This window comes from Jejudonia soesokkakensis (assembly GCF_042664795.1).
Taxonomy (GTDB): Bacteria; Bacteroidota; Bacteroidia; order Flavobacteriales; family Flavobacteriaceae; genus Jejudonia; species Jejudonia soesokkakensis.
Map to the genome: position 1 here is coordinate 807,757 of NZ_JBHTBN010000001.1, position 25,790 is coordinate 833,546.

Below are 25,790 nucleotides of genomic sequence, written 5' to 3' on the forward strand. Positions count from 1 at the left end.
TGAATCTTGATTTCACGTACCACCATAGATAATGTTTTCGAAACCGCCCGTGTTGAGGAGGTGATTGGTGATTTTGTACATTTAAAGAAATCTGGCAGTAACTTTAAAGGCTTGAGTCCTTTTAGCGATGAGCGTACTCCAAGTTTTATGGTCTCGCCTGTTAAGCAGATTTGGAAGGATTTTTCCAGCGGAAAAGGAGGAAATGTAGTGGCGTTTTTAATGGAGCATGAGCATTTTTCATATCCTGAAGCCATTAAATACCTGGCGAATAAATACGGAATTGAAATCGAGGAAACCGAACAAACGTCCGAACAAAAAGAACAAGCGAACGAAAGGGAAAGCTTGTACCTGGTGAGTGAATTTGCAAAAGAGTATTTTCATAAAACCCTTCTTACTACCGAAGAAGGAAAAGCAATTGGCCTAAGCTATTTTAAAGAACGCGGTTTTACTCAAGAAACTATTGATGCCTTTACATTGGGATACTCCCCAGATAGCTGGGATGCTTTTACGAATCATGCGATTAAGAAAGCGTACAAATTAGAATTCCTTGAAAAAACAGGGCTTACGATTGTAAAAGGCGAAAAACAATTTGACCGGTTTAAAGGTAGAGTGATGTTTCCTATCCTAAGTATGAGTGGAAGGACCTTAGGTTTTGGAGGCCGCATTTTAACCAATGATAAAAAAGCGGCTAAATACCTAAATTCGCCCGAAAGTGATATCTATCATAAAAGTAAAGTGCTGTATGGAATTTATCATGCTAAAAAAGCGATTGCCAAAGAAGATAATTGCTATTTGGTTGAAGGATATACCGATGTTATTCAGTTTTACCAACGAGGAATAGAGAATGTAGTTTCTTCTTCTGGAACTGCGCTCACACCCGAGCAAATCCGCTTAATCAACCGATTGACAAAAAACATTACCGTGCTGTTCGATGGGGATGCAGCAGGATTGCGGGCTTCTTTGCGTGGCGTGGATCTCATTCTTGAACAGGGAATGAACGTAAAGATTTGTACCTTCCCCGAGGGTGAGGATCCAGATAGTTTTGCGAAGAATAATTCTCTGGAAGAAGTCACGCTTTTCTTAGAAGAGAATGCACAGGATTTTATCGCTTTTAAAGCTTCTTTATTAGCTTCGGAAGCTAAGAACGACCCCATAAAAAAGGCGGAAACCATTAGAGATATGGTGGTGAGTATTGCAAAGATCCCAGATGTGATAAAACGCGAAGTGTACATTAAAGAATGTTCGCGCATTATGGACATTAGTGAAGAAGTGTTATTTAATACACTGGCACAGATCCTTCAGAAAGAAAATAGAGATTCTAAAAAGAAAAGTAAGCAACAACAAGATACACTAGAGGTTGTTACAAAGGAAAAAGAGGTCGTAAAAAAGGTTGATGTTCAATTTGAATTGGAACAAAAAATAATTGAATTGCTTTTGCTCTATGGAAATGAGGAAGAACAATTTGAAGATTTGATACTGGAAGCAGATGAAGACGGTAAAATTTCTTTTAAACCCGAAACAGTGACTGCAAAGGTTTTTGAAAAAATCTACCTTGATTTGCAGGATGATGAGATTGAATTCGCAAATTCAGATTTTAAAGAGCTGTATTACGAAATTATTACAAAACTAAATCAGGAACAGGTCTTCGAGCTTACTTCATTTGTAAATGAACTTCAACCTGAAAAGGCTTCAGCCATCACCCATATTTTAATGGAAGATGAAAAATATCAATTGCATGACTGGGAGCGAAATGAAATTTACGTCAAGGAAAAGAAAAGTTCTATTTCACAAATGGTTAGTGAGACTGTTTTAAATCTTCGGCGTGAACTGCTTGCTCAAAAGATTGGAGAACTTTCAGACGAAATGAATGCTTTAGAAGCTTCAGAAAAAGAAAATAGCCTACAGGATATTGTAGACTATATTTCGCTTAAAAAGGTACTGTCAGAAAAATTGAGAAGGGTTCTTTAACTACCCAAACTGAAACATTCTAGACTGGTGGATCAAATCGGCAAGATTGTCCACTTTTAATTTTTTCAACAAGCGGGTCTTATAGGTGCTTACCGTTTTCTCGTTAATATCTAACGCATATGCAATGTCTTTGTTACGCTTTCCGCTGGAAAGAAGGTTCAATACTTCAATCTCGCGTGAGGATAATTTTTTGTAACGGCTTATAGCACTGGTTTCCCCTACATTTCTACTTGTAAAGGTAGAAGTTAGTTCTTCATTCAGGAAGATTCCGCCTTTCGCTATTTGCTTTAATGCTTTTAAGAATATTTTTGTGGATGCAGTTTTAGGAACATAGCCAGCAGCTCCAGATTTAATAGAACGCAATGCGTAAATTTCTTCTGGATGTGTTGAGAAAATCAAGACGCGCATTTCAGGAAATTCACTTTTAATTCCTCGTAAGGCATTAATTCCGTTCATCTGCGGCATATCAATTTCCATTATTAATATGTCAGGCTGCTCACTATGGAGCGTCTTATATAGCTCTTGCCCGTTATTAACTTTTCCTATGATATTGTAATCTGCATTTTTTTTCAACATACAAGTAATCCCTTTGCGGGTTACTGGATGATGATCTGCAATAATAATTTTCTTCATTTATGTTTTTATAACAATACACTTAATTCAAGTGGGCTTGCTAAAGTGCGAGGTTTTGTAATACAATTACTACAAGGTAAAACTAAAGAAAAAGATTATTGTTTGTGGGATTATTCGTTCAAACACTTATAAATTCGATAAAACGTAGTTTTTATTTTAATTTCGATGGAATTTCACATACCGGGATGGGTTGCATCTTATGTTGATTGGCGCGGTTCCGGCTCATAAATAATTCGAACACAATTTTTTCGCGTCCTTTAAAATTATTTGCAGTTTTTCCTTCCTCTTTCATTTGCATCGCCCACTCCAATTCATCATAGGAAGCCCCTATTTGATCCTCATCTGTTCTGCTATCGCCAAAAAGTCCGTCTGTTGGCGCAGCTTTTTGAATGCTCATGGGTACGTCAAGATATTTTGCTATTTCATAAACTTCGCTTTTTAATAAGTCTGCAATAGGACTCAAGTCGACTCCGCCATCTCCATATTTTGTAAAAAACCCAACACCAAAATCTTCGACTTTATTTCCAGTTCCTGCCACAAGATAACGATGTAGCCCTGCAAAATAATACAAAGTGGTCATACGTAATCGGGCTCGTGTATTCGCTAAACTCAAATCAAGAAATTCATCCCTTGAGGTTGGAGGAATTTGAGTTTTAAATTCTTCGAAAACTGGAGTGAGATCCACTCTCACATCACTAACATTTGCAAAGCGTTTTTTTAATTGTGAAATGTGTTCTTGAGCTCTTGATACCTGACTTTCGGCCTGATGAATTGGCATTTCAACACAGAGGGTTCGCAGTCCTGTTTTGGCGCATAAAGAAGAAGTTACTGCGCTGTCGATTCCACCACTTATCCCCAACACAAAACCTTCCATTTTTGCATTCGTAGCATATTCTTTAAGCCAGTTTACAATATGGTCTACTACTTTTTCGGTCTTCATTTTATAAGGATTTGTGAGTTTATAATGATAAATTTGTACCAAATGTAAATTAAAAACAAAATTTATAAAAACCAATTGCGTTAAACAGTTGCTAAAGTCTTTTTAATGAGGAATTATCTATTTCTATTCTTTACTATTTTATTACTAAGTTGTGAGGATACAAACAAACTTGAAGCTGAGATTGAGGCTATCCCTATGGAAGTGAATATTCTTCGGTTTGATAAAGAATTCGCCGCTGTGGATGCTTCTAATTTGGAAGCTTTAAAAAGGAAATATCCTGTGTTTTTTCCTGAACAATTCCACGATAGCATCTGGCTTGGAAGAATTAACGATACGCTTCAGCAGGAATTAAATAATGAAGTGCTTACGAAGTTTCCTTCAGAAGAATTTTTGGAAGACCAGATTGTTCCACTCTTTCAGCATTTAAAATATTATTTCCCAACTTTTGAAGCCCCTACCGTTGTAACAGTAACCTCCGATGTGGACTACCAGAATAAGGTGATCATAGCAGATAGTTTGTTAGTGTTGTCGCTTGACACGTACCTTGGTACAGATCATGAATTTTATCAAGGGATAAAAAAATACATCGCACAAAATTTAAAAGAATCGCAAGTTGCACCGGATATTGCCGAGGCGTACGCACGTCAGTTGATCCCGCCTCCCAGGACACGTGATCTATTGTCACAAATGATGTATTATGGTAAAGAATTGTACCTGAAAGACCTATTGCTTCCACAGGTAAAAGATTCAGAAAAAATTGGGTATACTGAAGAACAGCTCCAATGGGCTTCTGAAAATGAAATTGATATGTGGCGGTACTTTATAGAAAATGAAATGCTATTTAGTACAAATGATAAATTAGCTGCCCGTTTTATACATCCAGCCCCCTTTAGTAAGTTTTACTTGGAAATTGACAATGAATCACCAGGTATGATTGGTCGCTATTTAGGATGGCAAATAGTACGATCTTATATGAACAATAATGATGTTTCTTTAGAAGCGTTATTACAACTGTCTGCAAAAGAAATTTATACCCATTCAAAATACAAACCAGCAAAATAGTTATGGCAAACCATACCTCAGAAATTAAAATTAAAGTAGCATTAGACGACAACAAAGTTCCAGAAACCTTGCATTGGACGGCTCCCGATGGCGGAATTACAAACTCAGAATCGAAGGCTTTATTTTTATCGGTTTGGGATCATAAAGCAAAAGAAGCATTGCGAATTGATTTGTGGACCAAAGAGATGCCTTTGGATGAAATGAAAATATTCTTTCATCAAACACTGCGTGCCATGGCAGACACTTATATGCGGGCTACCAATGATGATAAAATGACGGCAACCATGATCGATTTTTGCGATTATTTTGCTGAAAAACTAGAGCTAGAAAAAAAATAGTGAAGCTCATCTTTGTCTATAATGCTGCTTCAGGAATTGTTAACGAATTGCTGGACAGCGCTCACAAAGTCTTGAGTCCAAAGACGTATTCGTGTCATCTATGTGATATTACGTATGGTGTATTTTCTGAAAATGCTGAATGGAAATCATTTCGAAAAGCTTCAGAAATAGAAATGGTTTTTTTGCATAAAGATGAATTTTTAAAACAGTACCAGTCAAAGTGGTTACCAAAGTACGATTTTCCCGTCATCCTTTCCGAAGAACAAAATGAGCTTAATATTTTTATGTCTTCTGAAGCATTGAATTTAGTTGAAAATAGCAATCAACTAATTGCTTCTATAGAGCGTAATTTATAAGGGGGCACCTGTTTCTGATTGCTCATGAAACTGCTCATTAATGGTGTTAATATATGCTAGCATCTCGTCACGACCTGTATCATGGCTAGATGAGGTGACAAAATATAACGGCATTTCTTCCCAGGTTTCCAGTAACTTTTGCTCGTAGGCTTCAATGTTTCGTTGTAAAGCATTAGGTTTTAGCTTGTCTGCTTTTGTAAAGGCTATATGAAACGGAATCTGTTGTTCATCCAGATACTGCATGAATTCAAGATCGATAGGTTGAGGCTCATGTCGGCAATCGATGAGAACAAATGCTAAAACGAGTTGTTCTCTTTTTTCGAAATAATTGGTGATAAATTTCTGAAAAGTCTTTTTGGCTTTTTTGGAAACTCGTGCATATCCATAGCCTGGTAAATCAACGAGAAACCAGTTCCCGTTGATTAAAAAATGATTAATAAGCTGTGTTTTTCCAGGTCGTCCAGAAGTTTTTGCCAGACTTTTACGCTGCATCAACATATTAATGAGAGAAGATTTTCCCACATTACTTCTGCCAATAAAAGCATATTCGGGTAAGTTATTTTTAGGACATTTTGCCACTTCACTATTGCTCATGACAAATTCAGCCGATTTGATTTTCATTCTGATGAATTTTATTTCCTAAAACTTTCGCTCCTGCAGCCAGGTATGTAAAAGCTCATTAAAAGTGTGTGGGTGTTCCATCATAGCAGCATGACCACATTTTTCAATCCAGTACAGGTCGCTGTCGGGTAATTTTTCATGAAATTCGTCTGCGACACTTGGAGGTGTAACATTATCGTTTCTTCCCCAGATAATGCACGTAGGTGTTTCCATAGTAGGAAGATCTTTTCCCATATTATGTCGTATCGCACTTTTTGCGATGGCCAGTGTTCTAATTAATTTCTGACGGTCATTGACAGTAGCATATACTTCGTCAACAATTTCTTTGGTAGCAACTTTAGGATCATAAAAAACATTTTCTGCCTTTTTCTGAATATAATCTCTGTCACCACGCTTTGGATAGCTTTCTCCCATTGCACTTTCGTACAATCCGCTGCTACCTGTTATAACCAACGCTTTAATATACTCAGGATATAATTTTGTACATAAAAGACCAATATGACCTCCTAAGGAATTTCCGAGTAAAATGACATTCTTCAATTTTTTATGATCTAGAAATTCCTTTACATATTTTGCAAAGTTCTTAACATTGGTTTTTAAAACCGGCATATCATAAATAGGAAGCTCAGGAATTAGAATTTTATATCCCTTTTCTGGGAAAAAAGTAGCGACCCCATCAAAATTACTTAGGCCTCCCATTAATCCGTGAAGTATAACTATGGGCGTACCTTCGCCAAGCTCAACATACGTAAATTTTCCTTCTTTTTTTAATTGGTCGGTCATGAAATTTCTATGGTTAGAAAGGGCAAAAATACACTTTTTTTTACGGAAGTAATTCTGTCTTTCAATTTTAAAAATAGTACAAATAATGCAACTTTCCATTCATTTAGCTTTTCAATTTGTTGAAAACAGTGCGATCTCTTTATTTTCAAATACTTACCGCAGTTTTTTTTGTCTGAAAAACCTTCTGGTGGTAAAACTTATCAACAAAGTGGGAAATAGTGGTAAAAAGTGGGAAATACTTTTTATATTTGAACGTTGTCACTTTATAAGGTCGCATAGAGTGCATTACGGCGATAACCAAAAGATTTTTAACCTTCTAGAATTAAATGCTCAATTTAATAGGAACATACGAGTGCAAAGCAGATACAAAAGGGAGGCTTTTAGTGCCTTCTCCTTTAAAGAAGCAGCTTACACCAGTAATGACTGAAGGGTTTGTTATAAAACGAGCTGTTTTTCAACCATGCCTGGAGTTATACCCTATGGAAGAGTGGAATGCCTTGATGGAAAAAATGGGGAAGCTAAATCGCTTTAATCGTAAGAACAACGATTTTATTAGACGCTTTACAGCGGGGGTAAAAACAGTAGAACTAGATTCGGCAGGGCGATTGCTAATTCCTCAGGATTTACAATCATTTGCTAGAATTACAAAAGAAGTGGTCCTTTCTTCGGCAATCAATATTGTGGAGATCTGGGATAAAACAAAATACGAACAGGCCATTAACGATGCTGCTAACGATTTTGCAGATCTGGCAGAAGAAGTAATGGGAGATGCAGACCCAATTGATGGAATATCATAATGCGGTTTTATTAACCGAAACAGTCGACGGATTAGACATCCAACCCAATGGGGTTTATGTGGATGTCACTTTTGGCGGCGGGGGTCATTCTAGAGAAATTCTTTCAAGACTTGGAGCGCATGGAAAACTTATTGCTTTTGATCAAGATACAGATGCGCTTGAGAATGCTATCGACGATCCAAGGTTTTTGTTGATTAATGAAAACTTTAGATTTCTCAAGCGCTTTTTACGTTTTCATGGATATAAAGAAGTAGATGGAATTTTAGGAGATTTTGGAGTCTCTTCTCATCAGTTTGATGTAGCAGATCGCGGATTTTCGACTCGTTTTGAGGCCGATCTTGATATGCGAATGAACCAGAAGAGTGCTTTTTCTGCTTACGATGTAATTAATACATACGAGGAAACAGAAATACGTAAGGTGCTTTTTCAGTATGGAGAGTTGAGAGCTGCTGCCGGTATGGCACGTGTCATTTGTGAAGCTAGAAAAAGTGAGCCTATTAAATCAAGTGAACAGCTTAAAAAGGCTTTAGGGAGATTTCTTCCGAAGCATAAAGAAAATAAAATACTGGCTCAGATTTATCAGGCCATTCGAATAGAAGTAAATCAGGAGTTAGATGCCTTAAAAGAATTTCTACTCCAAACTGTGGAGGTGTTAAAGCCAGAAGGAAGACTTAGTCTTATAAGCTATCATAGCCTGGAAGATAGGTTGGTAAAACGGTTTATGCGGAATGGCATGTTTGAAGGAGAGCCCGAAAAGGATGTGTTTGGAAGGGTAGAGGTGCCTTTAAAGCCGGTTGGGAAATTTATAATTCCTTCCGAAGAAGAAATAAAAAAAAATAACAGAGCAAGAAGCGCAAAGCTTCGCATTGCCAAAAAACTATGAAAAAGAGCCTTTCAAATATCATTAAAGGAACCTTTTTGGTGAATGATGACGCTTTTAAAAACTGGCGTTTTATCATTTTTCTAAGTGCTTTGGCTCTTGTGATGATTGCTAGTAGTCATATAGCAGACAAAAAAGTACATGACATAGCCAGGCTTAGCAATGATGTAAAAGAGCTCAAAAGCGAATACTTGGATGTGCGCAAAAAAGTGACACAGATCAAAATGGAAAGTAAAATTACAGCTGCCATGTCAATACGAGGCTTGCAGCCCAGTGAAACACCACCTAAAAAGGTGATTATTAAAAAACAACAATAGCGGTGTCAAAAAAAGAGAAGAACATATTAAACCGCTTATATTTTGTCGCTGGAGGTATGTTCCTCTTTGCGATATTAATTGCTTTAAAATTGGCAGACATCCAATTTGTTGAAGGGGATAAGTATCGTGAATTAGCCGAAAAAAACACTACTAAAAATTTCACAATTCCTGCCAATCGTGGAAACGTATATGCAGATGACGGTAGTCTACTCGCAAGTTCTGTTCCTAAGTACGACATTCGATTTGATGCGATGACGGTCTCTTCAGCCGATTTCAAAGAACACCTCGTACCACTCTCAAAAGAATTGAGTAAAATGTTTGGGAAGCCAGCTTCCTATTATCAAAATCTTTTCAGAAAAGCCCGTGCTAATAAAAACCGGTATTTATTGGTGGTAAAGGATCTCGGCTATTCAGACTATATCCGTGTTAAAAATATGCCTTTGTTTAGAAAAGGCCCTAACCGTGGTGGCTTTATTGCAGAGCCTCGTACCGTACGTGAGCATCCAATGGGAAAGATTGGAGCAAGATTGGTTGGAGATGAAGACCGAAACAACCCTGGATATTACGCAGTAGGTTTTGAAGGAGCATTTCATGAATATTTACAAGGGAAGGAAGGAAAACGCTTAAAGCAAAAGATCTCCAGAGGTCGCTGGAAACCTGTTTACGATGAAAATGAAGTAGAGCCACAGGATGGATATGATGTCATTTCAACCATAAATGTGAACATACAGGATATTGCGCATCATGCCTTACTGAAACAACTAGAATATTACGAAGCAGATCATGGTTGCGTGATTGTTATGGAGGTTGCCACAGGAGAAATCAAAGCTGTTTCTAATTTAGGTAGAAGTCGTGATGGGAGTTTTTATGAGCGTTTAAACTATGCAGTTGGAGAATCGACCGAGCCGGGTTCAACCTTTAAAACTGTGGCTATGACTATTGCGCTGGATCAAAAAGTTATTGATACAAGTACCGTGGTGGATACCAAAAATGGCCGGGATCGTTTCTACGGAAGAACCATTAGTGATAGCAAAACTGGTGGATATGGGAAAATTTCTGCGGCAAGAGCACTGGAGGTTTCTTCAAATATTGGACTTGCCAGATTAATTGATGATGCGTACAAAGACAATCCGAAGAAATTTACAGATAAGGTGCGCGAGTGGAATATACATGAGCGATTAGGTATTCCAATAAAAGGAGAAGCCGCTCCTATTATTCCGCAGGAAGGAGATGATATTTGGAGTAGAAATGCACTTCCTTCTATGGCATATGGGTATAACCTTCAAATGACACCCCTTCAGATTTTGACATTTTATAATGCTATTGCAAATGATGGTAAAATGATCAAACCACGTTTTGTTGAGGAGATAAGAGCGTGGAACAAAAAAATTGAAACCTATGATACAGAGGTCATAAATGAGCAGATAGCTTCTCAAGGTACTATTGATAAAGTTCAAGAAATTTTAAAAAATATCGTAAAGCGAGGCACAGGTTCCAGTCTCTATTCTGAAAATTTCTCTATGGCTGGTAAAACAGGAACCGCAAGAACAGATTACGCGAATATTGAAGAGTGGAATAAGGATCGAAAATATGTATCGTCTTTTGCAGGGTATTTTCCGGCAGAGAACCCAAAGTATTCCTGCATTGTAGTGATTCATAAGCCAAGTACAAAAAAAGGGTATTACGGCGCCGATGTAACAGGGCCCGTTTTTAAACGTATTGCTCAGAAAATATATACCGACAGTCCGCTAAAAACGGAAATTGAAAATAGTATTCCCAACGAAGGTGTGGTTGTAAAAGATTATGAGTCATTTTATGCAAAAGCTCAAAAAAAAACAACTCAGGTTCCAAATGTAAAAGGAATGGCAGGTATGGATGCGGTGTCATTGTTAGAAAATCTAGGTTTTAAGGTAAAGATAACTGGAAACGGGACGGTAATTTCACAATCCATTCCAGAAGGAGAAACACCAGGGCCAGGAACACAAATACAATTAAACTTATCGTGAACTTGCTAAAAGACATACTCTATAAAGTTTCGCTCAACAAGGTGGTGGGAAATACCGCTGTGGCAGTTCGGGATCTTACTTTTGATAGCCGAAAGGTAGGTTTGGATGACGTGTTTATAGCGATTAGAGGAACGCAAAGCGATGGGCATGAGTATATAAAAATGGCAGTAGATAAAGGAGCGATCGCCATTGTTTGTGAAGAAATGCCTGCAAATTTTGTCAACGGAATTACCTATGTTCAGGTAACTGATAGTCAACAGGCACTGGCAATGATGGCAGCTAATTACTTCGGAAATCCTTCAGAAAAATTAAAATTAGTTGGAGTTACCGGAACCAATGGTAAAACGACAATTACCTCTTTATTGTATAATCTCTTTACTGAAGCTGGCTACGAATGCGGCTTACTTTCCACAGTAAAAATACTTGTCGGAAAAAAAACATATAAAGCAACGCATACCACACCTGATAGCCTTACAATTAACAAGTATTTACAAAAGATGGTCGAGGCTGGAGTTGAATTCTGTTTTATGGAGGTAAGTTCACACGGGATTCATCAAAAACGTACGGAAGGCCTGCAGTTTAAAGGAGGAATTTTTACAAATCTATCGCACGATCATTTAGACTATCATAAAGATTTTAAGGAATATCGTGATGTGAAAAAAGTGTTTTTTGATCAGTTGCCTAAACAGGCTTTTGCTTTGGTGAATGCAGATGATAAAAACGGGTCTGTGATGCTTCAGAATACTAAAGCCAAGAAATACACCTATGCCTTAAAAAGGTATGCCGACTATAAAGCACAGATGCTCGAAAATCAATTTTCAGGATTGCTTCTAAAAATTAATAACAACGAATTATGGACCAAACTTATTGGAAGTTTTAATGCCTATAATATGCTGGCGATTTACGCAACGGCAGAATTACTGGGATTGGAGCAGATGGAAACGCTTCAGTTGTTGAGTACACTACAAAGTGTAGATGGAAGATTTCAGTATACCGTTTCTGAAAGTAACATTACTGCGATTGTCGATTATGCGCATACCCCAGATGCATTAAAAAATGTGTTGGAAACCATTAATGCCATAAGAACGGGTAACGAAGAACTAATTACAGTTGTAGGTTGTGGAGGAGATAGAGATACAACAAAGCGTCCTAAGATGGGGAAGATTGCAGCAAGCTTAAGTACCAAGATTATTATTACAAGTGACAATCCGCGTACCGAAGATCCTGAAGCTATCATTGAACAAATTGAAGCAGGGGTTCCAGCAGAGCATTTTAAGAAAATGCTATCAATAACAGATAGAGAACAAGCAATCAAAACTGCCTGCCAGATGGCAGCTCAAAATGATATCATTCTCATTGCGGGAAAAGGTCATGAAACGTATCAAGAAATTCAAGGAAAGCGAACCGACTTTGATGATTTTAAAATTGTAAACCAACTATTAACCGCCCTAAAAAAATAAGATGTTATACTACTTATTCGAATATTTAGAAAGTAATTACCAAATGCCAGGGGCGAGTTTGTTCGGATTTATCACTTTTCGAGCAGCGTTGGCAATTATCTTTTCTTTGATCATTGCGACGTTCTTCGGAAAGAAAATCATTCGGATTTTACAGCGTAAACAAATGGGTGAAACTATTCGTGACCTTGGGTTAGAAGGGCAAAACGAAAAGGCTGGAACTCCAACAATGGGTGGGCTCATTATTATTCTTGCTACGCTAGTGCCTGTGTTGTTGTTTGCCAAGCTTGAAAACATTTATGTAATCATGTTATTGGTAACTACCGTTTGGATGGGGGCTATAGGGTTTATCGATGATTATTTAAAGAAATTTAAAAATGATAAAGCAGGTTTGCCAGGTAAATTTAAGATTATTGGACAGGTAGGATTAGGAGTTTTTGTAGGAGCTATCATGTTTTTTCATCCCGATGTGACTATTAAAAGAGAAAAGATCAACCCAAAATTTGAACAGGAAGAGATCACACAGAACTCACCCATTGAGTTTTATCCGGCCGAAAAGTCCTTACAAACCACCATTCCTTTTGTAAAGGAAAATGAATTTAATTACGAAACTCTCGTAAACTGGTTGGGTGTAAATGCAAAAGACTATGTGTGGCTCATATTTATCCCTATAGTCATCTTTATCATTACAGCGGTTTCAAATGGCGCCAATCTAACCGATGGGATTGATGGTCTCGCGGCAGGAACTTCGGCAATAATTGCCGTTACTCTAGCACTCTTTGCGTGGGTTTCTGGAAATGTTGTGTTTAGTGATTATCTCAATGTCATGTACATTCCAAATACAGGAGAGGTAACCATTTTTATTACTGCATTTGTAGGGGCATTGATAGGATTTTTATGGTACAATGCGTATCCGGCGCAAGTATTTATGGGAGATACAGGGAGTTTGACTATTGGAGGAATTATAGCGGTGATTGCTATCATCATCAGGAAAGAATTGTTGATTCCGTTGCTTTGTGGAATCTTTCTGATTGAGAATTTTTCGGTAATGCTTCAGGTGAGTTGGTTTAAATATACACGAAAAAGGTTTGGAGAAGGACGAAGAATTTTCAGAATGTCACCACTACACCATCACTATCAGGTAAAAGGATTTCATGAAAGTAAGATAGTAACACGGTTTTGGATTGTTGGGATTTTTCTGGCGATACTCACCATAGTGACCTTAAAAATAAGATAAGGCGTGTAAGACTTTTATAAAAAGAGAAATGGATAAAAGGTTAGTTGTTTTAGGAGGCGGAGAAAGTGGCGTAGGAACAGCTATTCTTGGAAAGCAAAAAGGATTTGAAGTCTTTGTTTCAGACTTCGGAAAAATAAAAGAAACATACAAACAAGTTCTTATACATCATGAATTAGATTGGGAAGAGCTAGGACATACCGAAGCTAAAATTTTGAATGCTGATGTGGTCATGAAAAGCCCTGGTATTCCTGAAAAAGCACCGATTGTACAAAAGCTTTTAGAAAAGGGGGTGAGAGTCATTTCTGAGATAGAGTTTGCTTCAGCATTTACAAAAGCCACTATTGTAGGGATTACAGGAAGTAATGGAAAAACTACCACGGCCACCTTGACCTATGAAATTTTAAAAGAAGAATTGAATGTCTCTTTAGGAGGAAACATTGGTAAAAGTTTTGCAGAGCAGGTTTCTTCTGAAGCTTCCGAAGTAAAAGATAAAAAAAATTATGTGTTGGAACTAAGTAGTTTTCAATTAGATGGAATAGAAACTTTTGCGCCACACATTGCAGTGCTAACCAATCTAAGCCCGGATCATTTGGACCGATATGAATACAGTTATGAAAAGTATATCGCTTCAAAATTCAGGATAACAATGAATCAAACTGCTGCAGACTATTTTATATATGATGCAGATGATGTTGAAATAAAAAAATGGATGGAGAAGCATCCTATAAAAGCAAAAAAGTTGCCGTTTTCACTTCAGAAAGAAGTAAATCAAGGCGCCTATATAAAAGATAAAAAAATAATACTAACAATAGATAATACAGAATTTACTATGCCAATCGCAACACTAGGATTACAAGGACAACACAACACAAAAAATGCCATGGCAGCTTCTACGGTTGCCAAATTGTTGGGAATCCGAAAGGAAACCATACGACAATCATTAGAGCATTTCCACGGAGTGGAACATCGTCTGGAGAAAGTCCTTAAAATTAATAATGTCATGTATATCAATGACAGTAAAGCAACCAATGTTAACGCAACGTTTTATGCGTTAGACAGCATGCAGACCCCTACCGTATGGATTGTAGGTGGGGTCGATAAAGGGAATAATTATGAAGAACTGCTTCCGTTGGTAAACGAAAAGGTAAAAGCGATTATTTGTTTAGGAGTAGATAATGAAAAAATCAAAAAAGCATTCGGAAATGTAGTTGAAATGATCGTAGAAACAGCCGGAATGGAAGAAGCAGTAAAAGTTGCTTATAGATTGGCAGAAAGAGATGATACTGTTTTATTAAGCCCGGCCTGTGCAAGCTTTGACTTATTTACAAATTATGAAGACAGAGGAAGACAGTTTAAGGATGCTGTACGACACCTTTAAAAGTAGAAAATAGAAAGTAGTGAAAAGTATATTCAGAAATATAAAAGGAGATAAAGCTATTTGGGCAGTTGCGGGCCTCTTGGCACTCTTTTCCTTTTTGCCTGTATACAGTGCCAGTAGTAATCTGGCGTATTTGTACGGTGATGGAAATACACTCAAGTTTCTCTTAAAGCATTTTGCACATTTGTTACTAGGATTTGCCATTTTGTACGGCGTTCATAAAATTCCGTATAACTATTTCAAAGGCCTTTCAATCATTGCATTGCCCATCGTCGTTATACTGCTTATTGTTACGATGGCACAGGGGACAACCATTGATGGTGCCAATGCCAGTCGGTGGATTCGAATTCCTTTTGTAGGAGTAACGTTTCAAACCTCTACGCTGGCTGGAGTGGTCTTACTAACCTATGTCGCCAGATATTTGACACGGATAAAAGACAGAGAAGTAACCTTTAAAGAAACCCTATTGCCTTTATGGGCGCCTGTGTTTTTAGTATTAGCTCTAATTCTTCCTGCAAACTTTTCGACCACTGCCATCATTTTTGCCATGGTCGTGTTATTAGTGTTTATAGGTGGCTATCCTTTAAGATACTTAGGGGTTATACTGGGAGTCGGATTGGTAGTTTTAACTCTTTTTATTCTCACAGCAAAAGCATTTCCAGGAGTGTTTCCAAACCGCGTGGATACTTGGATGAATAGGATAGAAAACTTTACAGACAAAGAAGATACCGAAGGAGATTATCAGATTGAAATTGCAAAGATCGCCATTGCATCAGGTGGAGTGACAGGTTTAGGGCCAGGAAAGAGTGTTCAGAAGAATTTTTTACCACAGTCATCATCCGATTTTATCTATGCGATTATCGTAGAAGAATTTGGACTGGCAGGAGCTTTCGGACTGATGTTCTTGTATTTGTTATTGTTATTCAGATTGGTCGTAGTCGCACATAAGTCAAGCTCCATGTTTGGTAAGTTATTAGTAATTGGAGTAGGGTTGCCCATCGTGTTTCAGGCATTGATTAATATGGCTGTTGCGGTGGAGTTATTTCCAGTAACTGGACAAACATTACCCTTGATAAGTAGTGGAGGAACCAGTATCTGGATGACTTGCCTAGCATTAGGGATGGTCTTAAGCGTTGCAGCTAAAAGAGAAATTCAGAAAAAAGAAATGGAAGAAGTGGAAAATCCGTTGGATATCCTATCGGAAGCTTTATAAAAATTAAATAGTATTAAAACAGAGAAAACATACAGGTTTATAGTAAGCGGTGGCGGTACCGGAGGACACATCTATCCAGCCATTGCCATTGCAAACGAACTGAAATTACGCTACCCTAAAGCCGAATTTCTTTTTGTGGGCGCAAGTGATCGTATGGAAATGGAAAAAGTACCACAAAACGGGTATAAGATTGAAGGGCTTTGGATTGCAGGTTTACAACGTAAATTAACGCTAAAAAACCTACTATTTCCATTAAAACTGGTTTCCAGTTTATTAAAATCTCGAAGTATTATCAAGAAATTTCAACCCGATGCAGCGATTGGAACCGGTGGCTATGCCAGTGCCCCTTTATTGAAAGTTGCAAGTAGTAAAAACATTCCGTGTTTAATACAGGAACAGAACAGTCACGCAGGAATTACAAATAAATGGCTGAGTAAAAATGTAGCTACCATTTGTACGGCGTATGAAGGAATGGAGCGTTTTTTTCCTTCGGAAAAGATAGTGTTAACCGGAAATCCTGTACGCCAAGATTTACTGGATATCGCAAGTAAAAGAGCAGAAGCGCAGCAGTATTTTAAACTTGATGCTACAAAAAAAACCATATTAGTGCTGGGCGGAAGCTTAGGGGCGAGAAAGATAAATGAGTTGGTCGATGGCGTATTGCCCTTTTTAAAAGCAGAAGACATTCAGTTGATCTGGCAATGTGGAAAGTTATACGAGGACAAGTATATCTTAAAATCGGATGGAAAAATACAAGTGCATACATTTTTAAACAGGATGGATCTTGCTTATGCAGCTTCAGATATTATTATAAGCAGAGCAGGTGCTTTGTCGGTTTCAGAATTGTGTATTGTTGGGAAACCCGTGGTGTTTATTCCGTCGCCCAATGTTTCAGAAGACCATCAAACAAAAAATGCATTGGCTATTGCAGAAAAAGGCGCAGCGATCTTACTAAAAGAAAGTGAAGCAGATTCTAAATTTCAATCTGTAGTGAGTGACTTGCTGAAGGATGAACTCCTTCAGAAGAAACTTTCTTCAACTATTAAAAAACTAGCAAAACCCAACGCTGCAAAAGATATTGCAGATGAGGTAGATAAATTAATACAAAATAATCACAAACACTAAACAGATTCCCGCCTTCGCGGGCATATATGAATATACTTAAAAACATACAAAACATTTATTTCGTAGGCATTGGTGGCATAGGCATGAGTGCGCTGGCTCGCTTTGCGCTGCTGAAAGATGTGAAGGTTTTTGGATATGATAAAACACCAACCAAGCTAACAAATGAGTTGGTAAACGAAGGAATGCAGATTACTTTTGAAGATGCTGTTTCAGAACTCCCTGAAGCTGTCTTGGATACCGCTACAACATTAATTGTATACACGCCTGCAATTCCTAAGCACAATAAAATATTGACCTACTTTCAGAATAACAACTACAATGTTATTAAGCGCGCCAAATTTCTGGGAGAGGTTACACGAGACACTTTATGTTTGGCGGTCGCCGGCACACACGGGAAAACAACTACTTCGGCTATTCTAGGTCATGTATTGGCTTCCTGTGATATGCCGGTCACTGCCTTTTTAGGTGGAATCGCAGAAAATTATCACTCTAATTTTATAAGTAAAGGAACCGAAATTTCGGTGGTGGAAGCAGATGAGTTTGACCGTTCTTTTTTAACCTTATCACCAGATATAGCCTGTGTTACGTCTATGGATGCAGATCATCTGGATATCTACGGAAACGCAGGCGAAATAGAAAAATCCTTTGTCGCATTTTCAGAATTAATTAAAAATAAAGAGCATTTGCTATTTAAAAAAGGGTTGCCGCTAAAGGGTCAGGAAGTGGCTATTGAAGAGCCTGCTCACTTTGAAGCACAAAACGTACGTATAGAAAATGGAGGCTACCTTTTTGATTTAAAGACACCTAGTGCTACACTTAAAGATTTACAATTTTATATTCCCGGACATCATAACCTACACAATGCTGTAACAGCTTTAGGAATGGCACTTTTAGCAGGCTCCCCAGCCAAGTGCCTTCCTCAGGCTATTTCGAGTTTCAAAGGTGTCGAAAGGAGATTTTCGTACAAAATACGAAAAGATGACCTTGTTTTAATTGATGATTATGCACATCACCCAACCGAAATTAATGCATTGTTTCAGGCAGTAGCAGAGATGTACCCAACTGATAAAAAAGTGATTGTTTTTCAGCCACATTTATTTAGCAGAACCAGAGATTTTGCAGAAGGTTTTGCTGAAAGTTTGTCAAAATTTGATGAAGTGTTTTTGTTGGATATTTACCCGGCACGCGAAGAACCTTTAGAAGGAGTGACGTCACAATGGCTCCTTGAGTTGATGCATGCTAGTGGAAAATTAATTAGTAAATCTGAAATTGCTTCGGCATTAAAAAAATCTGAATGTAAAATTAAATTGATAGTAGGCGCAGGTGATATAGGGGCAGAAGTAGATATAGTAACTAAAATTTTGAGCGATGAAGATTAATTGGGGACTTATAAAATTTCTGGTACTCACAAGCCTAGTTGTGTTTCTTTTCAGTTTTACAAAAAAAAGAAATGCGACTCGAAATCTCTCAAAAATTGACATCGAATTTTTGGATGATAACGAGCCATTTATCACCAGAAGCACGGTTAATAAATTGTTAATACAAAATCATGACAGTGTTACGGGTATCGTCAAAGAAGCCTTAGTTTTGAAGGAAGCCGAAGCCAGATTGAGAGAAAACAAGATGATTCGTGACGCAGAAGTGTTCATCACGGTTGACGGCGTTTTAGGGGCAAGAATCGAGCAGCGGAATCCTATCGCAAGGGTTGCCGCGTCGAATGATTATTACCTTGATGCCGATGGCAAAAACATGCCACTCTCGAGGGTGTATTCAGCAAGAGTGCCTATTGTAAGAATGAATTCAAAGGTAGAAGTGGGTGCTTTAACAACCTTGCTTTTAAAGATGAGAGATGATGATTTTATGAAGATGAGTGTGGTAGGCTTAAATGTTTCCAACGACGGATTGATAGAAATGCAACTTCGGAAGCAGGATTTTAAAATCATATTTGGGAAAGCTGAAAATATTGAAAAGAAGTTTCAGAATTTTAAAGCCTTTTATCAGAAAGCAAAAATGGATAGCACATTACAGAGTTACAAAACGGTTGATTTACAATTTGGAAGTCAGGTAGTAGCTACAAAAAAATAAAGACTATGGAACAAGAAAAGATCGCTGTAGGATTGGACATTGGAACGACCAAGATTGTTGCCATGATTGGTAAGAAGAATGAGTACGGCAAGGTCGAGATATTGGGTATTGGAAAGTCTAAAAGCCTTGGCGTACATCGTGGTGTGGTTAATAACATTACACAGACCATTCAGTCGATACAGCAAGCGGTCCAAGATGCTGAAACCTCTTCTGGGATGAAGATCAATGATGTGGTCGTAGGGATTGCAGGGCAACATATTCGCAGTCTTCAACACAGCGATTACATTACCAGAAGTAATAGTGATGAAGTGATTGATGAAGCAGATATTGATCGTCTTTGTAATCAGGTGCATAAGCTCGTAATGTTACCTGGCGAAGAAATTATTCATGTATTACCTCAGGATTTTAAAGTAGATGGACAGGCCGAAATTAAGGAGCCTATCGGAATGTACGGAGGAAGATTAGAAGCTAATTTTCATGTAGTTGTAGGGCAGGTGGCTTCTATTAAAAATATTGGGCGTTGTGTAAAAAGCGCAGGTCTGGAACTCAGCGGAATTACCCTCGAACCATTAGCTTCTGCAAATGCTGTTTTGAGTCAAGAAGAAAAAGAAGCTGGCGTTGCTTTAATTGATATTGGAGGAGGTACGACCGACCTAGCCATTTTTAAAGATGGAATTATACGTCATACTGCGGTAATTCCTTTCGGTGGAAATGTGATTACTGAAGATATCAAGGAAGGTTGTAGTATTATCGAAAAGCAAGCTGAATTGTTAAAGATAAAGTTTGGTAGTGCCTGGCCAGGAGAGAATAAAGATAATGAGATAGTTTCTATACCAGGATTACGCGGACGTGAACCTAAAGAGATTACGTTAAAAAATCTATCTAAGATTATCCATGCCCGGGTCGTTGAAATTATTGAGCAGGTATATCTCGAAATTAAGAATTATGGGCATGAAGAACAGAAAAAGAAACTTATTGCAGGAATTGTATTAACGGGTGGTGGCGCGCAATTACAGCACTTAAAACAACTTGTTGAATACATCACAGGAATGGACACACGTATTGGGTATCCTAATGAGCATTTGGCTGGGGATAGCGATAGTGAAACAACCAGCCCATTGTATGCAACAGCTGTAGGGCTTGTTATGAATAGTTTAGAGAACAGAACAAAACCAGCCCAATCAATAGAAAACAAGGAAGAAACCGTACCACCAGAAATGGCAACCGATGAAGATGAAGTGATATTAGAAGAAGAAAAAGAGACTTCAGTGAAATCTGGGAAACGCTTTTTTGATAAATGGGCAGAGAAGTTTAAAGAGTTTTTAGACAATGCCGAATAAAAAAATTAAAAGAAAATAATAATAGATTTCCACGTAGCGGAAATAAACCTCACAAAAACAATAACTATGAGCAGCAACACAGAATTTGACAACATTTCGTTCGATCTGCCAAAAAATCAATCTAACGTCATCAAGGTTATTGGTGTCGGCGGTGGCGGAAGCAATGCTATTAATCACATGTTTAATCAGGGGATTAAGGGCGTAGATTTCGTCATTTGCAATACAGATGCCCAAGCCCTTGAAAATAGCTCGGTACCTATCAAAATTCAATTAGGGGTAGATCTAACCGAAGGTCTTGGAGCAGGAGCCAATCCTAAGATAGGAGAACAATCTGCTGTGGAGAGCATGGCAGATATTAAAAGCATGTTAACGAGCAATACCAAAATGATTTTCATTACTGCGGGTATGGGCGGAGGAACAGGTACTGGTGCTGCGCCTATCATTGCTAAAATGGCAAGAGATATGGATATTCTAACTGTTGGGATTGTCACCATTCCGTTTCAGTTTGAAGGTAAAATACGAAACGATCAGGCATTAATTGGAGTTGAGAATTTACGTCAAAATGTAGATTCGTTAGTTGTCATCAACAATAATAAATTGCGTGAAGTGTATGGAAATCTAGGTTTTAAGGCTGGTTTTTCTAAAGCTGATGAAGTATTAGCTACTGCAGCTCGAGGTATTGCAGAGGTTATTACACATCATTATACTCAAAATATTGACCTTAGAGATGCAAAAACTGTATTGTCGAATAGCGGGACAGCAATTATGGGAAGTGCTACCGCAACTGGAGCTAACAGAGCTCACGAAGCAATAAGTAGAGCTTTAGACTCTCCATTGTTGAACGACAATAAAATCACAGGTGCTAAAAATGTACTCTTGTTAATTGTATCTGGAACCGAAGAAATCACGATTGATGAAATTGGTGAGATAAGTGATCACATTCAGCAGGAAGCTGGTCATAGCGCTAATATTATTATGGGGGTTGGAGAAGACGACAGCTTGGAAGCCTCTATCTCTATTACAGTAATTGCCACAGGATTTGATGCAGAACAACAACATGAAATAACGAATACTGAAAGTAAAAAAATAATTCATACACTGGAAGAAGAACAAAAAGCAGAACAGGAATTATCGCCTAAGACAACAGCTTCACCAGTTCATTTACCTGTTGCTGAAAAAGTTGTACCAGTACCAGAGCCAATTATAAAGCATACTTTGTTTGAAGATGAAGAGGTAGCGGAAACACCTTCAGTAAAAAATATAGAAAGCAAAGTAACTGAAGCTCCCGCGACTCCAACTCTTCCATTTGAAGGATATATAGCTACTTCAGAACTGATAAAAAATATCAACGTAGAATACAATAATGTTGAAGTACACCATTTAGCCGAATTTGAGCAGTTGGTCATCAATGAGATCGATGTAAACGATTTTGTGATTGTGACTCCTAAGAAAGAGCAGCCAATAAAAGAAGTAGCTGTGAAAAAGACAGAAGAATTTTCTATTGTAGAAAAGAAAACAGAAATAAAGAACACAAGAGAAGTGGCCGAAGAAGCAGACCAGATGTTAATGTTTGATATGCCTATGGCAGCTTCGGAAAAGAAAAAGGTTGAAACAAATTTTCAGGAATCAGAAGATGAATTTGAAATTATGACTTCTTCGGTTGAAGAAATTGAAGTTAAAGATCATATTGAAGTGGTGCCTGTGGATGAAGTTTCAAAAGAGGGCGTAAAACGGTACAGTCTTGATGATTATCAGGAAATAGAAGATAGTTTGATGCGTGCTAAACCTTCCAAGAAGAGTGAGGAACTTTCAGAAGAAGAAGAAATCGTATTTGAAACAAAAACTGTAGAAACTCCTTCGGAAACGGAAGAGGACGATAATGGTCCTATTGATCCAATGAATACTCCAATTTCCAGATTATTAAGAGACCGAACTGAGGAGCGTAAGCGAAAGATGAAGGACTTCAACTATAAATTTAGGAACAGTGCTTCAAAGATTGACGATATTGAAAAGCAACCTGCGTACAAACGAGCAGGAATAGAATTAGACGATAAAAAAGCTAGTGACTCCGGATTGTCAAGAACTTCTGTCAATACAGACGATGACGATATTGACTTGAGAAGTAACAATTCTTTTTTACATGATAATGTAGATTAAATACAATCGTATTTATTTTTATAAAGAAAACCTCCTATGTTTTATTCTGGGAGGTTTTTTTCTGAATTAATAGTATCTTTGCGGCAATTAAAATTGAAACGCTATGAGTTTATCTGAGGAGATCATGAAGGCAATGAAATTTGCAATGAAGAATAAAGATCAAAAGGCTTTACAAGCACTTCGGTCTGTGAAAAGTGCTATTTTATTAGCACAAACTGAAAGCGGTGCCAAGGAAGATTTAAATGAAGAACAAGAAATAAAGATTCTTCAAAAATTGGTAAAACAGCGTAAAGATAGCGCTGCAATTTATAAGGAGCAGGGAAGAGAAGATCTTGCAACTCCAGAATTGGAAGAAGCTGAGGTTATAGCGAAGTTTTTACCAGAACAATTAAGTGAAGAAAAGGTTGAAGAAATTGTAGATGCTGTTATTGAACAAACCGGTGCGTCCTCTATGGGTGATATGGGAAAAGTTATGGGCTTGGTCAATGGTAGAATTGGTGGACAAGCAGATGGAAAGACCATTTCCAGTATTGTAAAGAAAAAACTTTCAAATTAAAAGAAGGTGATTCCCGTTATTGTGGGAATATGGCCGCGTGGCGCAACTGAATAGCGCATCAGATTTCGGCTCTGAGGGTTGGGGGTTTGAATCCCTCCGCGGTCACTATATATAAAGAACCACGCTGGAAAAGCGTGGTTTTTTGTATAAACTTTGAAAGATGTAGAGGCTCCAATAGCAGTATTTAAGTTAATCTAATGGGGTAGGTATTTTTTTAAGATACCATACAGTAGCGTGCCGAGTAAAGCTCCCAGAATTACAATCCAAATTGAAAGGTACCCAGCGCCAGCCAATACATACATAGGTCCAGGGCATGCTCCCGCAAGGGCCCAACCCAGTCCAAAAATAATACCGCCTATCAAATATCGTGTGACTCCTTTATCTTTAGGCTGTAAACTCATATCGCTTCCATCCATTGGTTTTATATTTCTTCTTTTAATTATTTGAACGCCAAGTACTCCAAGTACCAAAGCTGAACCAATGATGCCGTACATATGAAAACTCCCAAACTGAAACATTTCATAAATTCGAAACCAAGAAGCAGCTTCCGATTTGAACATGACTATTCCGAAGAAAATACCAATAGCTAAATAGGTGATGTATTTCATATTTAAAATAATAAAGGATAAATTAAGTGCACCATGATTAGTCCACCAATAAAGAAACCAATCACAGCGATAAAGGATGGAAGCTGTAAATTACTTAATCCGGAAATAGCATGGCCTGATGTGCAACCACCAGCATATCGTGCGCCAAAACCAACTAAAAGTCCACCCATTAATAGGATTGCAATTACAAAAGGTTGCGATACTACTTCTGCAGAAAATAGTTCGGGTGGAAGATAACTATCCCCGGCACTATTTATAGAATAATCTGTAGCAAGTTGTTGAGCCACTACTGGATTGATTTCAACCGTATTGTTACTCATATAATTGGAAGCAATAAAACCACCAATAATCGCCCCCAAAACTACAGTAAGATTCCATCGATCTGATTTCCAATCAAATTTAAAGAAATCTGCTGCTTTTCCAGCTCCCGCTGCAGCACAAACTGTTCTTAAATTTGATGACATTCCAAATTGTTTGCCAACGAGTAACAATAAAAACATCACCAATGCTATTAAAGGCCCGGCTACATACCATGGCCAAGGTTCATAGATCCAATTCATCAAGAATTATTTTTGAAATTCCTTTACAGCATCACTTAAATCGTACACTGTAACATTTTTTAATTTTTTTTGAAGAATACTACTTCCCGCAGCACTTCTGTAACCGCCTGCACAATGAACCACAATGGGTTTATCTGTCGGAATTTTACTTGCAGTTTTACGCAGCTCATTCAATGGGTGGGAAATGGCAGTATCAAAAATTTTACCTTCTTCCACTTCACTCTTATTACGAATATCAATGATGGTATATTCTTCAGGATTTTTTTTAAAGTCTACCAGGTCTATTTTTTTTGAAACCATAAGGTTTTCTTCTGAAAGTGTAATCACTTTTTCCACCTGCTTTTCATAACCAATCTTTGCAACTCTGTTTAATAATTTGTCTTTGTTATTTTTTGAATCAATGACCAAGGTAAACCTTTCTTCAGGTTCAACAATTGCACCCAGCCAAGTTTCAAATTTTGCAGTATCTGATATTGCCTGAATATTAATACTCTCTTTTAAGTGCCCCTTTTTAAAACTTTTTTCATCCCGAATGTCTATACTTAAACCATTGGCAGTACTGTTTTCAAAAAATGAAATAGTTTCAATCGAAGGCTTTACATTTTCTGCTCCCATTTTATTAAGGTCAACGTCATATCCAAAGTAAGATGGAATAAAAGGTTGTCCATCTAATAAGGTATCTATAAATTCCTCTTTTGATTGTTCTTTAAACGCCCAGTTGCCCATGCGTTCATTGCCTAACGTGCTGCTATTTGCATCACTCATGCTCTTGCCACATAATGAACCAGCACCATGAGCAGGATAAATAATTGCATCATCTGGTAAATCTGTAAATTTCTCCTGAATGGTATGGTACATCATTTCGGCCAGTTCTTCACGCTTGGCTTTCATATTTCCTGCTTTTTCACGTAAATCTGGACGTCCTATATCTCCTATAAAAAGAGTGTCTCCCGTAAAAAGTACGGTATTGTCATTTTCGGAAGCTACAATGGTAATACTGTCTGGTGAATGGCCTGGTGTGTTTAAAGCTTTCAGCAGTATGGAGCCTAGTTCAATACTGTCTCCTTCATCAAAGGATTGATGTGGATACGCTGCACCTATTTTTTTACTATTATAAATAGTTGCTCCCGTTTTTTTATGTATTTCAAGATGAGAACTAATAAAATCGGCATGAGGGTGCGTTTCGATAATAGCTATGATGCTAGCATTATTCTCTTCTGCAAAATCATAGTATTGTTGCGGATTTCTTTCAGGATCTATTACCGCCATCTTATCCTCACTAATAATTGCATAAGAATAGTGAGAGAGCGGTTTATATTCAAATTGTTTAATTTTCATGATATTTTTTTGTAAAAGTAATAAGAGTTTTAAAG

General features: G+C 37.7%; 25 protein-coding genes and 1 tRNA gene. 19 read left to right on the forward strand and 7 right to left on the reverse strand.

Features of this window, described 5'->3' with window-relative positions:
- The first annotated feature begins 6 nt into the window (after window positions 1–6).
- Complete coding sequence (gene dnaG, locus ACFQO1_RS03700) at window positions 7–1,968, forward strand: DNA primase (RefSeq protein ID WP_380216625.1); 1,962 nt, start codon at window positions 7–9, stop codon at window positions 1,966–1,968.
- Here dnaG and ACFQO1_RS03705 read toward each other — a convergent pair whose 3' ends face one another.
- Window positions 1,969–2,601, reverse strand: coding sequence for a response regulator (locus tag ACFQO1_RS03705; protein ID WP_380216626.1), 633 nt, complete (start codon window positions 2,599–2,601; stop codon window positions 1,969–1,971). It abuts the gene before it with no gap.
- Between the two features lie 151 nt (window positions 2,602–2,752).
- Window positions 2,753–3,541, reverse strand: coding sequence for an NAD(+) synthase (nadE, locus tag ACFQO1_RS03710; protein ID WP_380216627.1), 789 nt, complete (start codon window positions 3,539–3,541; stop codon window positions 2,753–2,755).
- A gap of 105 nt (window positions 3,542–3,646) precedes the next feature.
- Here nadE and gldB point away from each other — a divergent pair, with 105 nt between their 5' ends.
- Genes gldB through ACFQO1_RS03725 form a run of 3 tightly spaced genes read left to right on the forward strand, consistent with a single transcriptional unit; the run spans window position 3,647 to window position 5,297 of the window.
- The gene (gene gldB, locus ACFQO1_RS03715) at window positions 3,647–4,603 is read left to right on the forward strand and encodes a gliding motility lipoprotein GldB (protein ID WP_380216628.1); all 957 of its coding nucleotides are present in this window, start codon (window positions 3,647–3,649) and stop codon (window positions 4,601–4,603) included.
- 2 nt (window positions 4,604–4,605) lie between these two features.
- The gene (gldC, locus tag ACFQO1_RS03720; protein WP_380216629.1) at window positions 4,606–4,941 is read left to right on the forward strand and encodes a gliding motility protein GldC; all 336 of its coding nucleotides are present in this window, start codon (window positions 4,606–4,608) and stop codon (window positions 4,939–4,941) included.
- Entirely contained in the window at window positions 4,941–5,297 is a 357-nt protein-coding gene (locus ACFQO1_RS03725; protein WP_380216630.1) for a GTPase, read from the forward strand. Before gldC ends, ACFQO1_RS03725 begins: the two co-directional genes overlap by 1 nt.
- On the opposite strand, the gene yihA is transcribed toward ACFQO1_RS03725, so the two are convergent.
- Window positions 5,292–5,918: a ribosome biogenesis GTP-binding protein YihA/YsxC gene (yihA, locus tag ACFQO1_RS03730; protein WP_380216631.1), complete on the reverse strand. Its 627-nt coding sequence runs from the start codon at window positions 5,916–5,918 to the stop codon at window positions 5,292–5,294. The genes ACFQO1_RS03725 and yihA overlap by 6 nt on opposite strands.
- 18 nt (window positions 5,919–5,936) lie before the next feature.
- Window positions 5,937–6,701 carry an alpha/beta fold hydrolase gene (locus ACFQO1_RS03735; protein ID WP_380216632.1) on the reverse strand — a complete coding sequence of 255 codons (765 nt, stop codon included), beginning with the start codon at window positions 6,699–6,701 and terminating at the stop codon, window positions 5,937–5,939.
- A 326-nt stretch (window positions 6,702–7,027) separates the two neighbouring features.
- On the opposite strand from ACFQO1_RS03735, the gene mraZ reads away from it, so the two are divergent.
- From mraZ to ACFQO1_RS03810, 15 genes are all read left to right on the forward strand, one after another.
- The gene (gene mraZ, locus ACFQO1_RS03740; RefSeq protein ID WP_380216633.1) at window positions 7,028–7,498 is read left to right on the forward strand and encodes a division/cell wall cluster transcriptional repressor MraZ; all 471 of its coding nucleotides are present in this window, start codon (window positions 7,028–7,030) and stop codon (window positions 7,496–7,498) included.
- Window positions 7,485–8,381, forward strand: coding sequence for a 16S rRNA (cytosine(1402)-N(4))-methyltransferase RsmH (gene rsmH / locus ACFQO1_RS03745; protein WP_380216802.1), 897 nt, complete (start codon window positions 7,485–7,487; stop codon window positions 8,379–8,381). The genes mraZ and rsmH overlap by 14 nt, the downstream gene beginning before the upstream one ends.
- Window positions 8,378–8,695 carry an FtsL-like putative cell division protein gene (locus tag ACFQO1_RS03750; protein WP_380216634.1) on the forward strand — a complete coding sequence of 106 codons (318 nt, stop codon included), beginning with the start codon at window positions 8,378–8,380 and terminating at the stop codon, window positions 8,693–8,695. Before rsmH ends, ACFQO1_RS03750 begins: the two co-directional genes overlap by 4 nt.
- Before the next feature lie 2 nt (window positions 8,696–8,697).
- The gene (locus tag ACFQO1_RS03755; RefSeq protein ID WP_380216635.1) at window positions 8,698–10,701 is read left to right on the forward strand and encodes a penicillin-binding protein; all 2,004 of its coding nucleotides are present in this window, start codon (window positions 8,698–8,700) and stop codon (window positions 10,699–10,701) included.
- A complete protein-coding gene (locus tag ACFQO1_RS03760) occupies window positions 10,698–12,161 on the forward strand; it encodes a UDP-N-acetylmuramoyl-L-alanyl-D-glutamate--2,6-diaminopimelate ligase (protein WP_380216636.1) in 1,464 nt (487 codons plus the stop codon). The genes ACFQO1_RS03755 and ACFQO1_RS03760 overlap by 4 nt, the downstream gene beginning before the upstream one ends.
- Before the next feature lies 1 nt (window position 12,162).
- Window positions 12,163–13,395: a phospho-N-acetylmuramoyl-pentapeptide-transferase gene (gene mraY, locus ACFQO1_RS03765; protein WP_380216637.1), complete on the forward strand. Its 1,233-nt coding sequence runs from the start codon at window positions 12,163–12,165 to the stop codon at window positions 13,393–13,395.
- 28 nt (window positions 13,396–13,423) lie between these two features.
- Window positions 13,424–14,773, forward strand: a complete 1,350-nt coding sequence (gene murD, locus ACFQO1_RS03770) for a UDP-N-acetylmuramoyl-L-alanine--D-glutamate ligase (protein ID WP_380216638.1) — start codon at window positions 13,424–13,426, stop codon at window positions 14,771–14,773.
- A gap of 19 nt (window positions 14,774–14,792) precedes the next feature.
- Window positions 14,793–15,986 carry an FtsW/RodA/SpoVE family cell cycle protein gene (locus ACFQO1_RS03775; RefSeq protein WP_380216639.1) on the forward strand — a complete coding sequence of 398 codons (1,194 nt, stop codon included), beginning with the start codon at window positions 14,793–14,795 and terminating at the stop codon, window positions 15,984–15,986.
- A gap of 12 nt (window positions 15,987–15,998) precedes the next feature.
- Complete coding sequence (murG, locus tag ACFQO1_RS03780) at window positions 15,999–17,111, forward strand: undecaprenyldiphospho-muramoylpentapeptide beta-N-acetylglucosaminyltransferase (RefSeq protein WP_380216803.1); 1,113 nt, start codon at window positions 15,999–16,001, stop codon at window positions 17,109–17,111.
- Between the two features lie 26 nt (window positions 17,112–17,137).
- Window positions 17,138–18,490 (forward strand): UDP-N-acetylmuramate--L-alanine ligase, encoded by a 1,353-nt coding sequence (locus ACFQO1_RS03785; RefSeq protein WP_380216640.1) that lies wholly within the window; start codon window positions 17,138–17,140, stop codon window positions 18,488–18,490.
- Window positions 18,480–19,196: a cell division protein FtsQ/DivIB gene (locus ACFQO1_RS03790; protein WP_380216641.1), complete on the forward strand. Its 717-nt coding sequence runs from the start codon at window positions 18,480–18,482 to the stop codon at window positions 19,194–19,196. The genes ACFQO1_RS03785 and ACFQO1_RS03790 overlap by 11 nt, the downstream gene beginning before the upstream one ends.
- A gap of 5 nt (window positions 19,197–19,201) precedes the next feature.
- Entirely contained in the window at window positions 19,202–20,536 is a 1,335-nt protein-coding gene (gene ftsA, locus ACFQO1_RS03795) for a cell division protein FtsA (protein WP_380216642.1), read from the forward strand.
- A gap of 66 nt (window positions 20,537–20,602) precedes the next feature.
- Entirely contained in the window at window positions 20,603–22,693 is a 2,091-nt protein-coding gene (gene ftsZ / locus ACFQO1_RS03800; RefSeq protein WP_380216643.1) for a cell division protein FtsZ, read from the forward strand.
- A gap of 103 nt (window positions 22,694–22,796) precedes the next feature.
- A complete protein-coding gene (locus tag ACFQO1_RS03805; RefSeq protein WP_380216644.1) occupies window positions 22,797–23,249 on the forward strand; it encodes a GatB/YqeY domain-containing protein in 453 nt (150 codons plus the stop codon).
- 31 nt (window positions 23,250–23,280) lie between these two features.
- Window positions 23,281–23,354: transfer RNA gene (locus tag ACFQO1_RS03810), tRNA-Arg, on the forward strand.
- An 89-nt stretch (window positions 23,355–23,443) separates the two neighbouring features.
- Here the strand turns inward: ACFQO1_RS03810 and ACFQO1_RS03815 are convergent.
- The 3 genes from ACFQO1_RS03815 to ACFQO1_RS03825 are packed head-to-tail and all read right to left on the reverse strand — an operon-like array spanning window position 23,444 to window position 25,755.
- Window positions 23,444–23,857: a DUF6691 family protein gene (locus ACFQO1_RS03815; RefSeq protein WP_380216645.1), complete on the reverse strand. Its 414-nt coding sequence runs from the start codon at window positions 23,855–23,857 to the stop codon at window positions 23,444–23,446.
- A 2-nt stretch (window positions 23,858–23,859) separates the two neighbouring features.
- Window positions 23,860–24,417, reverse strand: coding sequence for a YeeE/YedE family protein (locus ACFQO1_RS03820; RefSeq protein ID WP_380216646.1), 558 nt, complete (start codon window positions 24,415–24,417; stop codon window positions 23,860–23,862).
- A gap of 6 nt (window positions 24,418–24,423) precedes the next feature.
- Window positions 24,424–25,755, reverse strand: a complete 1,332-nt coding sequence (locus ACFQO1_RS03825) for an MBL fold metallo-hydrolase (RefSeq protein WP_380216647.1) — start codon at window positions 25,753–25,755, stop codon at window positions 24,424–24,426.
- Window positions 25,756–25,790 lie beyond the last annotated feature (35 nt).